At 73.9% G+C, this 17,516-nt stretch carries 19 protein-coding genes; 10 read left to right on the forward strand and 9 right to left on the reverse strand.

Annotated features, from left to right (window positions below; translation table 11 throughout):
* Positions 1-60: 60 nt before the first annotated feature.
* The 3 genes from ABTY61_RS16510 to ABTY61_RS16520 all read right to left on the reverse strand — a co-directional run bounded on the left by ABTY61_RS16510 (position 61) and on the right by ABTY61_RS16520 (position 3,296).
* On the reverse strand, positions 61-909 hold the full coding sequence (locus ABTY61_RS16510; RefSeq protein WP_350505678.1) for a carbohydrate ABC transporter permease: 849 nt from the start codon (positions 907-909) through the stop codon (positions 61-63).
* On the reverse strand, positions 906-1,883 hold the full coding sequence (locus ABTY61_RS16515; protein ID WP_350505679.1) for a carbohydrate ABC transporter permease: 978 nt from the start codon (positions 1,881-1,883) through the stop codon (positions 906-908). Before ABTY61_RS16515 ends, ABTY61_RS16510 begins: the two co-directional genes overlap by 4 nt.
* A 90-nt stretch (positions 1,884-1,973) precedes the next feature.
* Positions 1,974-3,296: an extracellular solute-binding protein gene (locus tag ABTY61_RS16520; RefSeq protein ID WP_350505680.1), complete on the reverse strand. Its 1,323-nt coding sequence runs from the start codon at positions 3,294-3,296 to the stop codon at positions 1,974-1,976.
* 326 nt (positions 3,297-3,622) lie between these two features.
* Between ABTY61_RS16520 and ABTY61_RS16525 the strand changes: the two genes are divergently transcribed.
* Positions 3,623-4,513: an IclR family transcriptional regulator gene (locus tag ABTY61_RS16525; RefSeq protein ID WP_350505681.1), complete on the forward strand. Its 891-nt coding sequence runs from the start codon at positions 3,623-3,625 to the stop codon at positions 4,511-4,513.
* A 462-nt stretch (positions 4,514-4,975) separates the two neighbouring features.
* Complete coding sequence (locus tag ABTY61_RS16530; protein ID WP_350505682.1) at positions 4,976-5,701, forward strand: alpha/beta hydrolase family protein; 726 nt, start codon at positions 4,976-4,978, stop codon at positions 5,699-5,701.
* Positions 5,702-5,773: 72 nt separating this feature from the next.
* On the opposite strand, the gene ABTY61_RS16535 is transcribed toward ABTY61_RS16530, so the two are convergent.
* From ABTY61_RS16535 to ABTY61_RS16545, 3 genes are all read right to left on the reverse strand, one after another.
* Positions 5,774-6,307: a universal stress protein gene (locus ABTY61_RS16535; protein ID WP_350505683.1), complete on the reverse strand. Its 534-nt coding sequence runs from the start codon at positions 6,305-6,307 to the stop codon at positions 5,774-5,776.
* A 203-nt stretch (positions 6,308-6,510) separates the two neighbouring features.
* The gene (locus ABTY61_RS16540; RefSeq protein ID WP_350505684.1) at positions 6,511-7,182 is read right to left on the reverse strand and encodes a TetR/AcrR family transcriptional regulator; all 672 of its coding nucleotides are present in this window, start codon (positions 7,180-7,182) and stop codon (positions 6,511-6,513) included.
* Positions 7,183-7,370: 188 nt separating this feature from the next.
* On the reverse strand, positions 7,371-7,763 hold the full coding sequence (locus ABTY61_RS16545) for a ribonuclease (protein ID WP_502895330.1): 393 nt from the start codon (positions 7,761-7,763) through the stop codon (positions 7,371-7,373).
* Between the two features lie 291 nt (positions 7,764-8,054).
* Here ABTY61_RS16545 and ABTY61_RS16550 point away from each other — a divergent pair, with 291 nt between their 5' ends.
* Entirely contained in the window at positions 8,055-9,617 is a 1,563-nt protein-coding gene (locus ABTY61_RS16550) for a carboxyl transferase domain-containing protein (protein ID WP_350505685.1), read from the forward strand.
* Positions 9,618-10,179: 562 nt separating this feature from the next.
* Positions 10,180-10,554 (forward strand): aggregation-promoting factor C-terminal-like domain-containing protein, encoded by a 375-nt coding sequence (locus ABTY61_RS16555; RefSeq protein WP_350505686.1) that lies wholly within the window; start codon positions 10,180-10,182, stop codon positions 10,552-10,554.
* Positions 10,555-10,754: 200 nt separating this feature from the next.
* Here the strand turns inward: ABTY61_RS16555 and ABTY61_RS16560 are convergent, their stop codons facing one another.
* Positions 10,755-11,213: an HD domain-containing protein gene (locus ABTY61_RS16560; protein ID WP_350505687.1), complete on the reverse strand. Its 459-nt coding sequence runs from the start codon at positions 11,211-11,213 to the stop codon at positions 10,755-10,757.
* Between the two features lie 174 nt (positions 11,214-11,387).
* Here ABTY61_RS16560 and ABTY61_RS16565 point away from each other — a divergent pair, with 174 nt between their 5' ends.
* Positions 11,388-12,314 carry an AEC family transporter gene (locus tag ABTY61_RS16565; RefSeq protein WP_350505688.1) on the forward strand — a complete coding sequence of 309 codons (927 nt, stop codon included), beginning with the start codon at positions 11,388-11,390 and terminating at the stop codon, positions 12,312-12,314.
* Here ABTY61_RS16565 and ABTY61_RS16570 read toward each other — a convergent pair.
* Positions 12,311-12,748: a MarR family transcriptional regulator gene (locus ABTY61_RS16570; RefSeq protein ID WP_350505704.1), complete on the reverse strand. Its 438-nt coding sequence runs from the start codon at positions 12,746-12,748 to the stop codon at positions 12,311-12,313. The two genes, ABTY61_RS16565 and ABTY61_RS16570, sit on opposite strands and share 4 nt — an antisense overlap.
* A gap of 142 nt (positions 12,749-12,890) precedes the next feature.
* Here ABTY61_RS16570 and ABTY61_RS16575 point away from each other — a divergent pair, with 142 nt between their 5' ends.
* The 3 genes from ABTY61_RS16575 (at position 12,891) to ABTY61_RS16585 (ending at position 15,082) form a co-directional block, all read left to right on the forward strand.
* On the forward strand, positions 12,891-13,763 hold the full coding sequence (locus tag ABTY61_RS16575) for an alpha/beta fold hydrolase (RefSeq protein ID WP_350505689.1): 873 nt from the start codon (positions 12,891-12,893) through the stop codon (positions 13,761-13,763).
* Between the two features lie 189 nt (positions 13,764-13,952).
* Entirely contained in the window at positions 13,953-14,420 is a 468-nt protein-coding gene (locus ABTY61_RS16580) for a hypothetical protein (RefSeq protein ID WP_350505690.1), read from the forward strand.
* 134 nt (positions 14,421-14,554) lie between these two features.
* The gene (locus tag ABTY61_RS16585) at positions 14,555-15,082 is read left to right on the forward strand and encodes a hypothetical protein (RefSeq protein ID WP_350505691.1); all 528 of its coding nucleotides are present in this window, start codon (positions 14,555-14,557) and stop codon (positions 15,080-15,082) included.
* 64 nt (positions 15,083-15,146) lie between these two features.
* Here ABTY61_RS16585 and ABTY61_RS16590 read toward each other — a convergent pair whose 3' ends face one another.
* Complete coding sequence (locus tag ABTY61_RS16590) at positions 15,147-15,410, reverse strand: dsRBD fold-containing protein (RefSeq protein WP_188302898.1); 264 nt, start codon at positions 15,408-15,410, stop codon at positions 15,147-15,149.
* Positions 15,411-15,674: 264 nt separating this feature from the next.
* On the opposite strand from ABTY61_RS16590, the gene ABTY61_RS16595 reads away from it, so the two are divergent.
* Together ABTY61_RS16595 and ABTY61_RS16600 are read left to right on the forward strand one after the other, a co-directional pair.
* Positions 15,675-16,604 carry a DMT family transporter gene (locus ABTY61_RS16595; RefSeq protein WP_350505692.1) on the forward strand — a complete coding sequence of 310 codons (930 nt, stop codon included), beginning with the start codon at positions 15,675-15,677 and terminating at the stop codon, positions 16,602-16,604.
* A gap of 9 nt (positions 16,605-16,613) precedes the next feature.
* The gene (locus ABTY61_RS16600; RefSeq protein WP_350505693.1) at positions 16,614-17,279 is read left to right on the forward strand and encodes a DUF6629 family protein; all 666 of its coding nucleotides are present in this window, start codon (positions 16,614-16,616) and stop codon (positions 17,277-17,279) included.
* The last annotated feature ends 237 nt before the right edge of the window (positions 17,280-17,516 follow it).

Genomic DNA, 17,516 nt, shown 5'->3' on the forward strand with positions numbered 1-17,516 from the left:
CCACCCGGCCTCGCCTGCCGGGCAGTCCGAGGCGTGCGCTCACCAGGGCGCCGCCCGGCATCAGTCCTTGACCGCGCCCGCCAGCCCGGACACCAGCTTGCGCTGCACCGCGATGAAGAACACCAGCACCGGCACCGTCATCAGCGTGGACGCCGCCATGATCCCGCCCCAGTCGTTCTCGTCCGGCTTGAAGAACACCAGCAGCGCGGAGGGCAGCGTCTGGTTCTGGGTGGCGCTGATGATGAAGGTCTTCGCGAAGACGAAGTCGTTCCAGGCCGCGATGAAGGAGAACACGCTGGTCGCGGCGAGGCCCGGGGCCACCAGCGGCAGCAGGATCCGCCACAGGATGCGGGTCCGGCTCGCCCCGTCGATCTGGGCGGCCTCCTCGATCGAGACCGGAACGGCCGCGACGAAGCCGCGCATCATCCAGATCCCGAACGGCAGCGAGAACGCCAACTGCACCAGCACCAGCGAGGCCAGGGTGTTCAGCCCGAGGCCCGGCGCGAACCGGCCGGCGTCACGGAACATGAAGAACAGCGGGATGGTCAGCGCCTCGACCGGGATCATCTGGGCGATCAGGAACATCACCATGATCGTGGTACGGAACCGGAACCTGAACCGGGTCACCGCCACGGCCGCCAGGAACACCACCACCCCCGACAGCACCACCACCGACAGTGCGACCACCAGGCTGTTCACGAAGTACCGGCCGAAGCCGTCCACGCTGAGCACCTGACGGAAGCTCTCCAGCGTCGGGTGGGCGGTCCAGGGCCTCGGGTCGAGCGACTGCACCTCGCCCTTGGGCTTGAAGGCCGAGAGCGCCATCCAGAAGATCGGGAAGGCGGTGACCACGGCCAGCAGCACCGCGCCGGCGTTCGCGGCGAGCCGCCACCGCGTACGGGAGTTCACAGTTCGTTCCCCGTCCGTCGCAGGGTGCGGATGTACAGGACCGTCGGGATCACCAGGACCAGCAGCATGATCACGCCGATCGCCGCGCCCAGCCCGTACTGCGAGGAGGCGAAGGCCTTCTGGTACGCGTACACGTTGAGCACCAGGTTCTGGCCGGCGATGCCGCCGCCCTCGGTCATCACATAGATCTGGGTGAAGACCTTGAAGTCCCAGATCACCGACTGGATCACCACGATGGTCAGGATCGGCCGCAGCATCGGCGCGGTGATCCGGCGGAAGGTGGTCCAGGTGCCGGCGCCGTCCAGGGCGGCGGCCTCCATGACCTCCTCCGGGATCGCGCGGATGCCGGCGTAGAGGGTGACCATCACGAACGGGTAGGAGTGCCAGACCACCACGGCGCCGACGATCAGGAACGCCGTCCACTTGTCGTAGAACCAGTTGAACTCGTGGAAGCCGCTCAGCCCGAGCCGCACCAGGGTGTGGTTGACCAGCCCGAGGTTGGTGTCGAACAGGAAGCTCCACACCGTCGAACCGGTCATCGCGGGCGCCGCCCAGGCGGCCATCGCCGCCGTGGTCAGCACCAGCCGCGGCCAGCGGCCGACCCTGGTCAGCAGCACCGCGAGGGTCGCGCCGACGGCCAGCGTGGCGACCACGCAGAAGGCGGCGAAGCCGACCGTCTGCAACAGCACCGTCCAGAACTGGCCGTCCTCAAGGATCTTGGCGTAGTTGCCGAGGCCGACGAAGGAGGTCGGGGCGCCGCCGGAGGCCTGGGCCTGCCCGAAGTCCAGCACGGACAACAGGCCGAGCTGGTAGATCGGGTAGGCCACCAGCGGGATCAGGATGACCGCGGCCGGCAGGAGCAGCAGCGGGGGCCGTCGGCGCCGGCCGCCCGGGGGTGCGGCCGGCGCCCTGCCGCCACGGCGCCGCTGCGGGGAGGCCGGCGCCGACGGGGCGGTCGTGGTGGATGCGGACACGTGCGGGACCTGCTCTCTGCTCGGCGGGTCGGTGCGCTCGGCGGGTCCGTGCGCGCGGCGGGTCAGCACGCACGGCGTCAATGCGCGGGGTCAGCGCGCGGCGAAGGCCGAGTTGATCTGCGCCGCGGCGTCGGCGGAGGCCTTCGCCACGTCCGCCTTGCCGGTGACGACCTGCTGCAGCATGGTCGGGATCACCGCCTGGGCGTCGATCTGCGCCCACGCCTGGTCGAGCGGCACGAAGCGGGTGCCGGCCGCGATGGTGTCGGTGAACGGCTTCAGGAAGGCGTCCTTCGCCCCGACCCTGCCGCTGACGGACTTGAGCGTCGGCAGGTTGCCCATCGCGTCGTACATCTGCTCCTGGTACGACGGGCTCGCCAGCAGCTCGGCGAACTCCACCGCCAGCGTGCGGTGCTTGGCCGCCTTCATCACCCCGAGATGGTTACCGCCCGCGAAGGCGGGGGCGATCGAGCCGGCCTTCTCCCCGGGCAGCGGCACCACGCCGTACTTGCCCTTGACCGGGCCCGCGTCCACCTTGCTGCGGTTGGAGTTGACCAGGATCGCCATCGCCGACTTGCCGGCCGCGAACAGGTCGACGGTCTTGCCGCCCGTCAGGTCCGCGCACTGCTGGGCGGGGCAGCCGTCCGGGCCGAACAGGTCGGTGTAGCGCTTGATCCCGGCCTGCGCGGCGGGCGAGTCGATGGCGGCCTTGAAGGTGGAGCCGTTCGCGGCGGCGAGGTCACCGCCCGCGTCCCAGACGAACGGCAGCGCGCCGTAGGTGTACTTGCCGCCGACCGCGATGCCGTAGGTGTCCGGGTGCGCGGCGTGGATCCTCCGGCCGGCCTCGACCAGTTCGGCGTACGAGGCGGGCGGGTTGAGCCCGGCCTCGGTGAACAGGTCGGTGCGGTAGTACAGGGCGCGCACGCCCACCCACCACGGCAGTCCGTAGGTCCTGCCGTCGACCACCGCGGTCTTCGCGATCGCCGGGTCGAGGTCCCCCTTGTCCTGCCACTTGTCCAACTCGGCGCCGATCTCCGCCAGTCCGCCGGCGGCGACGTAGCCGGGCAGGTCGGTGTTGCCGAACTCGACCAGGTCGGGAGCGCTGTTGGGGTCGTTGAAGGCTCCCTTCATCTTGGCGGCGCGGGCCGAAGCGTCGGTGTCGATGTAGCCGACCTTGACGGTGACGCCCTGGTGGGAGGCGTGGAACTCGTTGACGGCCCTGGCCACCACGGCCTCCTTGGCCGCGTTGCCCGCCTCGTTGTACAGCCACACCTGGAGCGTGCCGGTGCGGTCGTCGGCGGCCCGGTCGCCGACCGGCGCGGCGGTGCCCGGAGCGCAGGCGGTGGCGGCGAGGCAGCCGGCGGCGAGCACGACGGCCGCGGCGGCCCGACCGGTGAGTCGCGGCATGAGTCGCATGGGTGGAGACCTCCCCTCCCGACAGCTGCCGCCGAGACGTGCTCCGCCGGGGACGGGCGCGTCGAAGCAGGCCCTGACCGGGGCCGATGGTGGGTGAGTGGTGGGGTGGACGGCAGGGCGCAGCGCCTCGGGTGGGCGACGCCGCCTGCTCGATGGCAGGGACGTTAGGCGGGGGCGATCGGCCCCAACAAGAGGCCGTTCACGAAGTTTTGCACTGCACAACGTTGTATCGAGGATGCGCCGTTCCGGACCCGAAGGGGTAGTTTCTGACAACCGCCGCCGACGCGCGGGGGAACACCAGCGGAACCGGACCAGGGAACGGACCCATGACGGAGACGTCACCCAAGAAGCCCAGCTCAGCAGCAGAGTCGGCCCCGACAGAGTCGGCCTCAGCGGAGCCCGCGCCCGCGGCAGCTCCCGCGCCCGGGTCGAAGCCGACGACCGAACGCAACCAGTCCTCCTCGCTGCGCCGCGCGCTCGCCGTCCTCGGCCACGTCCGGGACCACGGCGACGGGCGCGGCGTCCCGCTCGCCCAACTCGCGGACGCGCTGGGCCTCAACAAGAGCACCGTGCTCCGGCTGGCCGGCCCGCTGCTCGACGAGCACCTGCTCGAACGGGACCGCGAGACCGGCTGGTTCCGCCTCGGCCACGGCTCGCTCCGGCTCGGCCAGGCCTACCTGACCACCCTCGACCTGCGCAGCGTCGCCGCCGAACACCTGCGCCGGCTCCAGCGCGAGGCCGGTGAGACCGTCCACCTGACCGTCTGGCAGGCACCCGGCATCGTCTACCTGGACAAGGTCGAGGACGAGACCAACGTCCGGATGGCCTCCCGGGTCGGCAGCCGGGCGCCCGCCTACTGCACCGCCACCGGAAAGGCGATCCTCGCCTGGCTGCCCGAGGAGGCGGTCACCGAAGTGGTCGAGGCCGGACTGCGCCCGGTCACCGCCTGGACCATCGCGGACGAGCCCCGGCTGCGTGCCGACCTCGCCCGGATCCGCGCCCGCGGCTACTCGATCGACGACCGGGAGAACGAGCCCGAGGTGCGGTGCGTGGCCGCACCGATCTTCGACCACACCGGCGAGGTGACGGCGGCCCTCTCCGTCTCCGGCCTCACCTCCCGGATGACGGCCGCCCGGGTCCGCGCCCTCGGCCCGGTCGTCGCCCAGGCCGGCCTGCGGATCTCCCGCGAACTGGGCTCCGACCGTCAGCCGTCCTGAACTCCCGCCCCCACAGCCGGAAACGCGGACGGGGCCCGGCACCCGTGAAGGCGCCGGACCCCGTCCGACTTTGGAGCGCCAGGCCCGGATCGCACGGACTCTTCCTACTGAAAGTAGGACGTGCTCTGGTAGCACCGCTGACGCCTGACGAGGAATCAACTCCCTCGCGACAGAAGGAATACTAGCAGCTCAACGACCGTGCGACGAACCACGGCCGATCACCGCGACCCACCCCGGTCCACCCGGTCACGGCCCAGGAACGCGGACGGGGCCCGGCACCCGTGAAGGCGCCGGACCCCGTCCGACATTGGAGCGCCAGGCCCGGATCGCACGGACTCTTCCTACTGAAAGTAGGACGTGCTCTGGTAGCACCGCTGACGCCTGACGAGAGATCATCTCCCTCGCGACAGGAAGTACAGTAGCAGCCCCGTGATCACGAACCCAATCGGAGGCGAACCCGGCATGGCGACCGCTCGACCGGAGACCGTTCCGTACGCGGACGGACGGCTGTTGGACGTCCACCGCCCCACCTCCACCGCCACCTCCGGGCCCGCCCCCGTCGTCCTGCTCTGGCACGGCTCGGGCCCCGACGAGCGCGACGTGCTGCACACCCTCGCCCAGGAGGCCGCCGGGCTGGGCCTGTTGGTCCTCGTTCCGGACTGGCGCCCCGACCTGGCCGACGGCGGCCGCGCCGACCTGCTCGCCTCGCTGGCCTTCGCCCGGCGCAACGCCGCCGGGTACGGCGGGGATCCGGACCGCTTCGTACTGGCCGGCTGGTCGCTCGGCGGCCGGGAGGCCGTCGCGGTGGCCACCCACCCGGACACCGCGGCCGAGCTGCGCCCCACCGCCGCCGTCGGCATCGCCTCCGCGTACGGCCGCCCGGCGACCACCACCGGCGACAGCCCGCTCGAGCAGCTGGCGGCGGGCCGGTCCCCGGTGCCCGTCCTGCTGGTGCTGGGCACGGCCGACGAGGTGGTGCCCGCCGAGCCGACCCACCAGCTGAGCGCTGCTCTGACCAAGCACATGTCGACGGTCGAGCTGCTCGAACTCCCCACCGACCACGCCGGCGTGGTGATGACCGTCTACGACCCCGGGGCCCGCCGCTGCGTGCCCGCCACCGACCCCGCCGCCCTGGCGGCCGGGCGGCAGACCGCCGCCGTCCTCGCCCGGGCGGCCGGGCTCCGCTAGACGATCCGGGAGGGCGGCTGTCCCTGCTGGTCGTCCCCGATGAGTCGCCGCCCGACCACCTTGTCCTGAAGGCTAGTTGCCCGCGACCAGGTCGCGCAGCCCGGAGCCGCGCTCCAGCGCCTCCAGGTCCCGCTGCAACGCCGGGCGCGGCACGGTGAGCACCGGGCAGGTCGCGTGCCGGACGCAGTAGGCGGTGACCGACGGCCGGATCAGCCGGGAGAGGCGGCTCCGCTCCCGGCCCGCGCCGAGCACCAGGACGTCCCCGGGCCGGTCCGCGCAGCGCACCAGGGTGTAGGCGGTGTCGCCGCGCACGGCCTGGCAGCGCAGCCGGGCCCCGGCGTGGCGTCCGGCGAAGGCCTCGTCGAGTGCCCGCCGCAGCCGGGCGACGGCGGCGTCGCGACCGGCGCCGACCACGGGCGGGCAGACCGAGCGGCGGTAGCCGAGCTCCTCGCCCGGCGGGGTCCAGCACAGCACCGCGAGCACCTCGGCGTCCGTCCGCCGGGCCTCGGCCACCGCGCGGTGCAGGGCGGCGAGACTGCCGAGCGAGCCACTGACGCCGACCACGATCCGGCCGTCGTCGGCACCGTCCGCACCCGTGTCCGTCATGGCCCGCCCCCGTCTCTCCGCCCGCGTCGTCCGCGCCCGTCCGCGCCTGCTGTCGTTCCACCGCGCCGCGCTCCGCGGCGCGTCACCCCAGCAAAAACGGTCCGCGACGGCCGGCCGAGCCCGTTGACACGGCTCTGACGCGCCGCCCGGTGTTCCGTACGCGTCCCTGATGCCGACAGGAGGGCCGGGGAGGGAGGGCGCGGTCAGGCCTCGGGGGCCTCCGCCTCCCACAGGTCGGCGAACATCCGGTCCAGGTGCTCCTCGCCGATCGGCGGGACGGGCAGCGGGTGGGTGGCCTGGGTGCGGAAGCCGTCCAGCAGCAGGGCGAGGTAGCGGCGCCAGAGGTCGGGGCGCAGTTCGGTGGTGGCGGGCAGGGCGCGGCAGAGCGGGCCGAGCAGGAAGAGCAGGTCCATGGTGACCACGTCGCGCCGCATGGTGCCCTGCTCCTGGGCGCGGGCGATCAGGGCGCCGACGGTGACGGCGTGCCCGCGGCTGATCTCGAGCATGCCGGGGATGCTCGGGATGGCCTGGGTGACCAGGTCGTTGATGCCGCGGTCGGCGGCGACGAGCGCGAAGATCCGCCCGAAGTACTCCTCGAGGCCGGTCCAGGCGTCCTCGGCGGCGAGCGCCTCCCGCCCGGCTTCGGCGAGCCCGGCTCCGGCGTCCGCGAAGACCTCGGCGATCAGCGCCTCGCGGGTCGGGAAGTGCCGGTAGAGGGTGGCGTTGCCGACCCCGGCCTCCTTGGCGATCTGGTCCAGCGGGACGTCGAGGCCCTGCCGGGAGAACATCCCGCGGGCGGCGGCGAGCAGCAGGTCGCGGTTGCGCTGGGCGTCGCGCCGGAGCCGTCCCGGAGGGTTCGCGCTGCTCGGTGCCATGGGCAGACCCTAGCAACCGCGCGACTGCCCGGGCGCTCACCGGCCCGACGGCCGGCGCCCGGGCGTGCTGCGGGTGGGGGCGAACCGACGGTGGGCGGCTGGGGGGCGTCCGAGCTGTGACACCGCTCCCGGTGAGCCCGCGGCCCCGGCGGGAGGAGCCGCCGGGGCCGCGGGCTCACCGGGACGGATCAGCAGGTCTGGTCGATCAGGGAGAACGTGGCGTAGTGGTCGCCGGTGTAGTAGTCCTCCTGGCTCTGCTGGCCGGTGATGATCCGCCGGGCACCGCGCGTCGGCGCGCCCGGGGTGATGACGGTGTACTCGTGGTAGTACCCGTACGACTGGCTGGGCAGGACGCTCTCTCTGTTCTGGAACACCACGCCGTCCTGCGAGTACGGGAACGGCCCGTCCGAGGCGATCAGGTTCAGGGTGTCGGTGGCCTCCGGCGGAAGCGCGGTCAGGCACACGGTGCCGCTCACGTCGGCGTGCGCGTCGGTGGCGACGGCGACGGGAGCGAGGGTCATCATGGCGACGGCGGTGATGGCGGCGGCGCGGGTCTTCCACGCGCGTAGAGTGCGAGTCATGCCCATCAGTGTGGCGAGCCACGGACAACTCCGGAAGGCCTGAATCAACTTTTTACCGGCGGGTAACTCACTTGTCCCACCAGCGACTTCATGCGTACGTCGGCCCCGGAGGCCGCTCCTCCGGGGCCGTCCACGAACCGCCCGGACCGTCCATGGGTCGACCGCCGTCGAACTGATCGCGTGGGCCGCTGTCGCCCCGCTCACACCTTCACAGCCCTCCCACAACACCCCGTCCGCGCCGCATAGAGTGGCGCACCGGGTCGGGCGGGAACGATCTCTGACGGGGTGGACATGGACAGGCACGCGGGCACGGGCACCAGTACGGGGGCGGGCGCCTCGCCGACCGCCCACCAGCTGATCGGCCTGCTGGTCGACCCGGGCGGCTTCCGGAGCTGGGACGGACCGACACCGGCCCCGCCCGCCGACCCCGACTACCGCGCCTCGCTCGACCGGGCCCGCGACCGCACCGGCCTGGACGAGGCCGTACTCACCGGCCTCGGCCTGATCGACGGCCGGCCGGTCGCCCTGATCGCCTCCGAGTTCCGCTTCCTCGGCGGCTCCATCGGCGTCGCCACCGCCGAACGGATCACCCGGGCCGTCGAACGCGCCACCGCCGAACGCCTCCCGCTGATCGCCCTGCCGGTCTCCGGCGGCACCAGGATGCAGGAGGGCTCGGCGGCCTTCCTCTGCATGCTCCGGATCACCGCCGCCGTCCAGGCGCACCGCGCGGCCGGCCTCCCCTACCTCACCTACCTGCGCAACCCGACCATGGGCGGGGTCTTCGCCTCCTGGGGCACCCTCGGCCAGCTGGTCTTCGCCGAGCCGGGCGCCCGGCTCGGCTTCCTCGGCCCCCGGGTCTACGAGGAACTGCGCGGGGTGGAGCTGCCGCCGGACGTCCAGCGGGCCGAGACCCTGGCCGGGCACGGGCTGGTGGACGCCGTGGTCCCGCCGCAGGAACTGCGCGAGCTGCTCCGCCGCACACTCGCCGTCCTCGGCAGCACCCCTCCCCCTTATCAGGGCACCCCCCTCCACCGGGGCACCCCTCTCCCCGGCAAGGGCACCCCCGAGGAGCCCGCCGGGACCACGCCCCCGGACCCCTGGGACTCCGTCCGCCGCACCCGCCGCCCCGACCGCCCCGGCACCCGTGAGCTGCTGCGCCGCACCGCCGAGGAGCTGGTGCTGCTGGATGCCCCCGGCGGCCGCGAGGGCGCCCTGGTCCGCGCGCTCGCCGTGCTCGGCGGCCGCCCCGCCCTGGTCGTCGGCCAGCAGCGGCAGGGCGCCGGGCCCGAGCGCCCCTTCACCGCCGCCGACCTGCGGGCCGTCCGGCGCAGCGCCCGCCTGGCCGAGCAACTGGGCCTGCCGTTGGTCACCGTGGTGGACACGGCGGGCGCCGAGCTGTCTGCCCGGGCCGAGCTGGAGGGGATCGCGGTCGAGATCGCGCACTGCCTGACCACCCTGCTCGCGCTGCGCACCCCCGTCCTCGCGGTCCTGCTCGGCCAGGGTTCCGGCGGCGGCGCGCTGGCGCTGCTCCCGGCCGACCGGGTACTGGCCGCCGGGCACGCCTGGCTGGCGCCGCTGCCGCCGGAGGGCGCCTCGGCGATCGTGCACCGGGACGGCGCCCACGCCGCCGAGCTGGCCCGGGCGCAGGGCATCGGCGCCGGGCGGCTGGCGGCGGTCGGGCTGGTGGACGAGGTGGTCCCCGAGCTGCCGGACGCCGCCGAGGAGCCGGCGGCCTTCTGCGAGCGGCTGGGCGCGGCGGTCGCGGCGGCGCTCGGCTCGCTGTCGACCGCCGGCGAGGCGGACCGGCTGGCCGCCCGGGCCCTCCGGCACCGGCGACTCGGCGACCTTCGGTGATCCCCGGCGGCTTTGACGACCGTCGGTGACCTCCGGATCACCCCGGGCTCGGAAACCACTGCGGAGCGTGACCGATTCCTGTGGCGCCGGGCACAGATCGTCAGTACCCAAAGTGCTGTGACCGGATCGTCGGGTGACTGACGCCGCCCTCAAACGGTGAGTGCGCTCACAGGCGAAAAGCCGCTACGACGAGCCCTAGTAGTGATCCGGGGTGCCCGCCCGGCCCCCGGGCCGGTCGCCGCCGGACCGACGCCCGACCCGCACCCGCCCGACTCGGAGCCCGTCCGATCGGCCCCGTCCGGGCAGCCCTTCGAATCCACGGCCACCGCCGCGGGTACGACGGTGCGTCGTAACAAGGGGGTCTTGGCGACGGCCGATCCGGTCTGCCAACAATGGCTCTCGTCGCCAGCCGCACCGGCTCCTGTCCCGCCGGTCGACGGCTTACCGCCGAGTCGCGCCCCACAACCGCAACGGCCCCTGTCCGGCCCGTGGTCCTGGGTGGGGCACGACTCGGCCCAACCTGATTGAGGTCCTGTTCTACATGCCCACTTTCAAGCTCCGCATGCGCACTTCCGCCGCGATTCTCGCCGGCGCCGCTGGTCTGACCGCCCTGGGCGCGGGTGTCCTGCCCGCCACCGCGAACGCCGCCACCGCCTCCCCGCAGGCCATCGCCGCCCAGATCGTCCCGGCGAACCAGCTGGCCTCGTTCAGCCAGATCATCTCCCACGAGTCCGGCTGGAACGTCACGGCGACCAACCCGAGCTCGGGCTCGTACGGCCTGGGCCAGGCGCTGCCGGCCTCCAAGATGGCCTCCGCCGGTGCGGACTGGAAGACCAACCCGGCCACCCAGATCAAGTGGGCGCTGGACTACATGAACACCCGCTACGGCAGCCCGAACGCCGCCTGGGCCTTCTGGCAGAACCACCACTGGTACTAAGCCGACCGACCACCGGCGTACCGAACTTCCACCCGTCTCCTGACCACTCCCCCCTCACCCCGGGGGTCGGACAGGGACCACCGGGGTGACCCAGGAGGGCCCGGGCCCGCGCGATCCGCGTGGCCCGGGCCCTCCCGTGCGTTCCCCCCCGCCCGACGCTGCCGGCCTCCTCCCGGGCCCCGCGAGCCGCGGCCACGCCCTCAGAGCTCCCCGGTGAGCCCCAGCAGCTCCCGCATCCGCGCGTACTTGGCGGCCAACCGCTCGGCGGTCGCCCGGTCCAGCGCGGCCAGCCGGGCCGGGTCGGAGTTGTGCGCCAGGTCCGCGCGCTTGACCAGCAGCGCGCCCGGCGTGGCCAGGATGCGCGCGGTGTACGCCTCCACCGGCTCCTCGGGCCGCCGGGTGAGCGCGTCCACGATCGCCTTGGTCGCCTCCGGCAGCGCGGCCCCCGCCAGCCACTCCCGGCTCAGCCGGTCGTCCTCGACGGTGTCGTGCAGCCAGCCCGCCGCGATCTGCGCCTCGCTGCCGCCGCGCGCCGCCGTCCCGCCGGCGACCGCCGCGATGTGCTCGGCGTACGGGTGACCGTTCTTGTCCAGCTGCCCCCGGTGGGCGCGGCGCGCGACGGCCTCGACCTCGGACAGGCTCAGGTACTGGTCCTCCATCCGCTCATCGTAGGTCCGCCCCCGACGCCGCCGCGGGCCCGGACCCCTTGATCAACACCTCGACGGCCACTGGTTTACTCCCTCGGGGGGTTCTGGCGGTGCCCGTGGTCCGGGGCCCTCCGGCGGGCGATCCCCGCCGCACCCGGCAGACCCGTCCGAGCGATCCGAGGAACCATGCCCGACCTCCACCCGCTGCTGTCCGCCTTCGCCCCGATCTGGGCTCTCACCGCGGTCGGGTACGTCGTCGCCCGCGCCGGACTGCTCGGACCGCAGGCGGAGCTGGTGCTGACCCGCTTCGTCTTCCACGTCGCGATGCCGGCCGCGCTGTTCCTGATGATCTCCCGCACCCCGCTGGGGAGCTTCGCCAACCCGTCGATGCTCGCCTTCGCGGCCGGCACCACCGTCGCCACCGCCCTCGGGCTGCTCGCCGGACGGCTGCTGTTCCGCCGCAAGCGCGGCGAACTGGCGATCGGCGCGATGGCCTCCGGGTACGTCAACTCCGCCAACCTCGGCATACCGGTGACCATGCAGGTCATCGGCGACGCCTCCTTCGTCGGCCCGGTGGTCCTCTTCCAGATCCTGGTGGTCACCCCCGCCGTGCTGACCGTCCTGGACAGCGGCGCGGCCGGCCGCCGGGCCCTGCTCACCCTGCCGCTGCGCAACCCGGTCCTGATCGCCACCGCCCTCGGCGCCGTCGCCTCCGCGACCGGCCTGCGGCTGCCCGCCGAACTCCACCACTCCGCCGACCTGCTGGGCGCCGCCGGAGTGCCCACCGCCCTGGTCGCCCTCGGCATGTCACTGCACAACCGCCCGGCCGCCGAAGGCCGATCGCTGCGCGCCGAGGTCGGACTGACCGTCGCGGTGAAGACCCTGGTCCAGCCGCTCGTCGCCCTGATCATGGCCGGCCCGGTGCTCCACCTGCCCACCCACCAACTGCTCACCGTGGTGCTGTTCTCCGCCCTGCCGACCGCCCAGAACGTCTACACCTACGCCCGCGAGTACGGGCAGGGCACCGACCTCGCCCGGGACACGGTGCTCTGGTCGACGCTGGTCTCGATGGGCACCCTCTCCGCGATCGCCTGGACCCTGCGCCCCGCCTAGGGATCCTGCCGGGCGGCGGCCACCACGGAGGTCATCGCCTCCAGGAAGCGGCGGGCCGTCGCCAGCTCCGCCGGGTCGAACCGGCCCATCTCCGCGACCAGGTCGCCGATCAGCCCGCCGAAGAAGCCCTCGCCCAGCTCCATCGCGCGCTGCTCCACCACCAGCCGCACCTTCCGCCGGTCCCGCGGATCGCGCTCACGGCGGATCAGGCCGAGCCGCTCCAGCCGGTCGACCAGACCGGTGGTCCCGGCCGAGTTCAGCCGGAGCGCCTCGCCGAGCCGCCCCGGGGTGACCACCTCCCCGGCGCGGGCCGCGTCCAACAGGTGGATCAGCGCCCGCAGATCGGTCGGGTGCAGACCGCTACGGGTCGCGAACTCGGCCCCGAACAGGTCGAGTTCGACCGTCAGACCGCGCAGCAGGTGGACCAGCCTCATCGACTGCTCAAGCTCGGACACCCTGTCGTCCTTCCTCGGACACTCCCGTGCCACTATTCTCTCGTTCGGCGAGATACTTGTCCAGCGAGTGATCTGCCGGTGATCCCGCACGCGATCACACCACGCCCCCCGGAGGCCCATGATGTCCGACCTCAGCACCACCTCCCCCTTCCTCGCCGCCTACGACACCCTCCTCGCCCGCTGGCCCGTCCCGGTCGAAGCCCTCACCGTCCGGACCGCCCACGGCACCACCCGCGTCAACGCCTGCGGCCCCGCCGACGGCCGCCCCCTCGTCCTCCTCCACGGCGGCGGCGCCACCTCCGCCATGTGGTTCGCCAACGCCGGCGCCTGGGCCGGAGCCGGCCACCGCGTCCTCGCCGTCGACCTCATCGGCGACCCCGGGCGCAGCGTCCACGACGGCACCCCGCTCGGCAACGTCCCCGGCCTGCTCGGCTGGCTGGACGCCGTCCTCGACGGCCTCGGCGTGCGCGAAGCCGACCTCTGCGGCCACTCCTACGGGGCCTGGACCGCCCTCGAGTACGCACTCCACGCCCCCGCCCGGGTCAGCCGTCTCGCCCTCCTCGACCCCACCCAGTGCTTCACCGGCTTCCGCCCCGGCTACCTCCTGCGCGTCCTCCCCCTCTTCCTCCCCCGCCGCACCCCGGACCGGGCCCGCTCCTACCTCGACTGGGAATCCGGACCCGGCCCCGGACCGGACCCCGACTGGCGCGAGGTCTACGCCCTCGGGTACGCCGACTTCCCCGCCTCCCCCGTCATCACCGGCCCCCGCCCCACCGCCGCCCGGCTCAGCACCCTCACCACCCCGGTACTCGCCCTCTACGCCGCCCGCTCCCGCACCCACGACCCCCACCGCACCGCAGAAGCCACCCGCCGAGCCCTCCCCCACGCCACCGTCACCACCGTGCCCGACGTCTCCCACCACACCCTGCCGACAGCCGCCGCCGAAACCGTCAACCACCAGGTCCTCACCTTCCTCACCCAGGGCCGCACCTGACCCGCCCGTACCAGAAGTAGACCCGGCCGACTTCCTGCTGTCGTGGTGGAGGCGTTCAACGGGGTGTGGTGGGGCGTGGCGGCCGGGGCGCCCACGAGGTGGCCAGCGGCACCGACGGTGCGAGCGATCCGGACGACGTGATCCGGGCCCTGCGGTGGCGCACCTGACGGCCTTCGGCACAATGTCGGGGTGGACCAGTTGCAGACCCTGACCTGGCAGTACGTCGCCGGACGCGTCGATCCCGCGGACCTTCCGATGGCGGCCGCCCACCTGCTGGTCGAAGGCTTCGACTCCCCCGCCCTGCGGGACCTGGCCGGCCGGGCCCGGGGCGACGGCACCCGCGAGGTCTTCCGCGAAGCGCTGGCCGAGCTCGGCACGGCCCTGCCCGACGAGCGGACGGCCGAGCGCTGCCTGATCCACCACTTGGCGGGCCGGCTGGTGGCCGGGGAGCTCACCCCGGCCACCGTGGCGGGCGAGGTCTGGCTCCTCGCCATGGAGGGTGGCACCGGGGCCGAGGCGGAGTTCCTCGACGCCATCGGGCCCGAGTACCTGATCGACCTCCTGACGGACGGACCGAGCGAGCGGTACCTCGCCTGGGAGGACTCGGTCCGCTCGGCCGCCGCGCGGCTGTGCCGCGCCGAGGCGCCGCTCCGGTAGCGCACGGAGCATCACGGCATTCGGCGGCCGGAAACCGACCCACCGTTCAAGTCTCTTGCCCCAGAGGACACTTGGCGCTGGCACACTGTCGCCGCGCAGCCGCCCCACTCCCACGCCTCTCCCCTGGAGCAGCCATGGCCGTGTTCCTCCGACGCCTCGCCCCCGCGGCGGTGCTCGCGCTCGCCGCCCTGACCGTCGCCCCGAACGGTGCGTCCGCCGCGGACGTGCCGACCCCGACGCCCGCCGCCTCGCCGGGCGCGCACCTGGGGCTGACCTGGACGGTCCTGGAGCAGCGCGGCAGCTCGGTGCACGTCGGCACCGACAGCGCCAGCAACCCGTACCTCGGCGACACCGACCCCGGCACCGAACTGCCGGTGCTCTGCATCCGGGTGGACGGCCGCCCGGCCCCGGACGGCATCCCGGCCACCGGCTTCCACAGCTGGGCGGGCGGCGAGGTCGCCGCGACCGGCCCGACCGCGGGCTCGGACCTGACCAGCCGCGACGTCGCCGACGGGCTGTGCGCGGACACCTTCGGAGGGGACTGGCGGATGGCCGAGTTCCACGACGGCGAGGGCTGGTCGCTCTGGGCGACCGGCATCCTCCCCGTGGGCACCCGGTTCTGGACCGCGATCGACGACCAGCCGGCCGACCCCTGGAGCTGACCCGGCCGGACCGGCCCCGGGGCGGTCGTTCCCGCGCCACCGCCCCGGGCGCCCGCGCCGGATCTCAGTAGATCAGGTAGCCCGGGCGGTGCCCCTCGTCCTCGATCTCCCCGGTGGCCTGGGCCCGCAGCTTGCGGGACAGTTCCTCCAGGGCCCGGGAGGCCGCGACCTCCTCGCCGATCCTGGCGAGCGGACGGTCCTCCGCGCTCTTCTCGGCCTCACCGTGCGCGCTCAGGCCCGGCGCCCGGGCGCCCGTCAACCTGGCGTCGCACACCGTGTGCACGCCGTCTTCGTCGAAGCTGAGCTCCACGTCCCACTGATTGTGCATGGCCACACCTCCTGGCGCAGACCCCCGTCGCGCCGGTCCGGGCCGCCCGGACGGTGGGCCCGTGGCGGCCGCTCACACCAGCGTGCGCCCGCCCCGCCCGTACCGGCAAGCCCGGCGGCCACCCCCCGCTCCCAGCCCCCACGGCCGCGCCCGATCGGCCCGGCCGCCGCCCCGGCGGTACGCTGACGGAAGCGCGCCGCGACCGCCGTCCCTCCCCGGAACCGCCGGCGCGGCGCGGGGCAGCGACAACCTGGTGGTCCCTCCGTGGCGGTCTTCCTCCTCGCTCTGAGCGCGGCCTGCTGTCTGGGACTCGGCTTCGTCCTCCAGCAGCACGCGGCGCAGCGGGCCCCCCGTGCCGACCTGCTGCACTGGCGCCTGCTGCTGGACCTGATGCGGATGCCGGAGTGGCTGCTCGGCACCGGGTTCATGGTCAGCGGCCTGCTCCTCTCCGCGCTCGCGCTCAACCAGGGCGAGGTGTCCCTGGTCGAGCCGCTGCTGGCGACCAACCTGATCTTCGCCATGGCGCTCTCCCGGGTGCTGACCCGTCAGACCCTCGGCCGCTCCGGCTGGGCCGGGGTGCTGCTGCTCGGCCTGGGGGTGACGGCGTTCATCGTGGCCGGGCAGCCCACCGGCGGCGGTGCGCCCGCCGGGGAGCTGCGCCACTGGCTGGTGGTCGGCACGGTGGTCGGGCTGACCCTGCTGCTGGTCACGCTCGCCCGACGGCTGCCCCTGTTCGAGGAAGCCACCCTGCTCGCCCTCGCCGCCGGACTGCTCTACGGCTTGCAGGACGCGCTCACCCGCACCACCACCCAGCGCCTCGACCACGACGGGCTCACGGCGGTGCTGCGCACCTGGCAGCCGTACGCGGTGGTGGTGGCCGGCGTGGTCGGGCTGCTGCTGGTGCAGAGCGCCTTCGAGGCCGCCCCGCTGCGGATGTCCCTGCCGGCCCTGACCGCGGCCCAGCCGCTGTCCGGGATCGCCTGCGCGGTCGGCTTCCTCGGCGACCGGCTGCGGGTCACCCCGGGGGCGCTGGCCTGGCAGGCGGCCGGGCTGGTGGCGATCGTGATCGGGGTGATCGTGATCGGCCGGCATCCGGCCATGCCCGGGAGCGTGCGCGACACCCTGGAGAGCATCGGGTCACCACCGGAGGACCCCTCCTCGGACGACGCCGACCCGAACCGCCGGGACGAGTAGGCCCCCCCGATGTGCTGGAGCGCCCCGGCGGACGCCGTGGTCGGCACGGTGGTCGCGGGCACCGGCGTGGCCTGCCTGGTCCGCGCCCACCGGTCCGGGCACCCGAACCGCCTCCTGCTCGCCGCACTCCCCCTGGTGCTGGGCATCCACCAACTCGTGGAGGCCCTGGTCTGGCTCGGCACGGACGACGAGCTGCCCTCCGCCCTCGCCGCGACGGCCCGCACCACCTGGGCCGTGATCGCCCTGCCGCTCCTGCCCGTCCTGGTCCCCACCGGGGTCTGGTACGCGGCCCGCGAACCCGGACACCCGACCGCCCCCGCCCACCGCCGCCTGGCCCTCCTCGCCGCACTCGGCGCAACCGTGGCGATCCCGCTCGCCACCGCCCTCGCCACCCACCCGGTGACCGCCGCCCCGCACGGCCACACCCTCGACTACTCCATCGGCATCCCGCACCCCGCCCTGCTGCTCACCGGCTACCTCATCACCACCGTCGGTTCCCTCCTCCTCAGCCCCGACCGCCTCCTCCGCCAGCTCGGCCTCCTCACCGCAGCGGGCGCCCTCGCCTGCGCCCTGCTCTGGCGGCTCGCCTTCGTCTCCACCTGGTGCGCCCTCGCCGCCCTGGCCAGCCTCCTACTCCTCCACTGGACCGGACACCCACGCACAAACCGCCACTGACCAGGCAGCCCCACCCCCAAAACCCACACCAACCCACCCCGCACCACCCCAGACCACCTCACCCACCCGCACCACCCCCTCCCCCCCTCCCCCGCCCCAACCCGCACCACCCCACCCACCCCAACCACCCCCCACCCCCTCCCCCGCCCCAGGCGAGAGGGACGCGCTGCGGGAGGGGGCGGTGGAGGGGGTGGGTGCGGAGAGGGGCGTGACGGGTGATTTTCAGACCGCCAACGG

The organism is Kitasatospora sp. NPDC096128, assembly GCF_040303105.1.
In the GTDB taxonomy this organism is placed as follows: domain Bacteria; phylum Actinomycetota; class Actinomycetes; order Streptomycetales; family Streptomycetaceae; genus Kitasatospora.

Excerpts from the sequence above, each read along its gene's own strand:
- ABTY61_RS16600 (WP_350505693.1), top strand. The coding sequence starts at position 16,614 with ATGTGCTGGAGCGCCCCGGCGGACGCCGTGGTCGGCACGGTGGTCGCG.
- ABTY61_RS16575 (WP_350505689.1), top strand. The coding sequence starts at position 12,891 with ATGTCCGACCTCAGCACCACCTCCCCCTTCCTCGCCGCCTACGACACC.
- ABTY61_RS16565 (WP_350505688.1), top strand. The coding sequence starts at position 11,388 with ATGCCCGACCTCCACCCGCTGCTGTCCGCCTTCGCCCCGATCTGGGCT.
- ABTY61_RS16530 (WP_350505682.1), top strand. The coding sequence starts at position 4,976 with ATGGCGACCGCTCGACCGGAGACCGTTCCGTACGCGGACGGACGGCTG.
- ABTY61_RS16550 (WP_350505685.1), top strand. The coding sequence starts at position 8,055 with ATGGACAGGCACGCGGGCACGGGCACCAGTACGGGGGCGGGCGCCTCG.
- ABTY61_RS16540 (WP_350505684.1), bottom strand. The coding sequence starts at position 7,182 with ATGGCACCGAGCAGCGCGAACCCTCCGGGACGGCTCCGGCGCGACGCC.
- ABTY61_RS16535 (WP_350505683.1), bottom strand. The coding sequence starts at position 6,307 with ATGACGGACACGGGTGCGGACGGTGCCGACGACGGCCGGATCGTGGTC.
- ABTY61_RS16570 (WP_350505704.1), bottom strand. The coding sequence starts at position 12,748 with ATGAGGCTGGTCCACCTGCTGCGCGGTCTGACGGTCGAACTCGACCTG.
- ABTY61_RS16560 (WP_350505687.1), bottom strand. The coding sequence starts at position 11,213 with ATGGAGGACCAGTACCTGAGCCTGTCCGAGGTCGAGGCCGTCGCGCGC.
- ABTY61_RS16520 (WP_350505680.1), bottom strand. The coding sequence starts at position 3,296 with ATGCGACTCATGCCGCGACTCACCGGTCGGGCCGCCGCGGCCGTCGTG.
- ABTY61_RS16585 (WP_350505691.1), top strand. The coding sequence starts at position 14,555 with ATGGCCGTGTTCCTCCGACGCCTCGCCCCCGCGGCGGTGCTCGCGCTC.
- ABTY61_RS16590 (WP_188302898.1), bottom strand. The coding sequence starts at position 15,410 with ATGCACAATCAGTGGGACGTGGAGCTCAGCTTCGACGAAGACGGCGTG.
- ABTY61_RS16555 (WP_350505686.1), top strand. The coding sequence starts at position 10,180 with ATGCGCACTTCCGCCGCGATTCTCGCCGGCGCCGCTGGTCTGACCGCC.
- ABTY61_RS16545 (WP_502895330.1), bottom strand. The coding sequence starts at position 7,763 with ATGACTCGCACTCTACGCGCGTGGAAGACCCGCGCCGCCGCCATCACC.
- ABTY61_RS16525 (WP_350505681.1), top strand. The coding sequence starts at position 3,623 with ATGACGGAGACGTCACCCAAGAAGCCCAGCTCAGCAGCAGAGTCGGCC.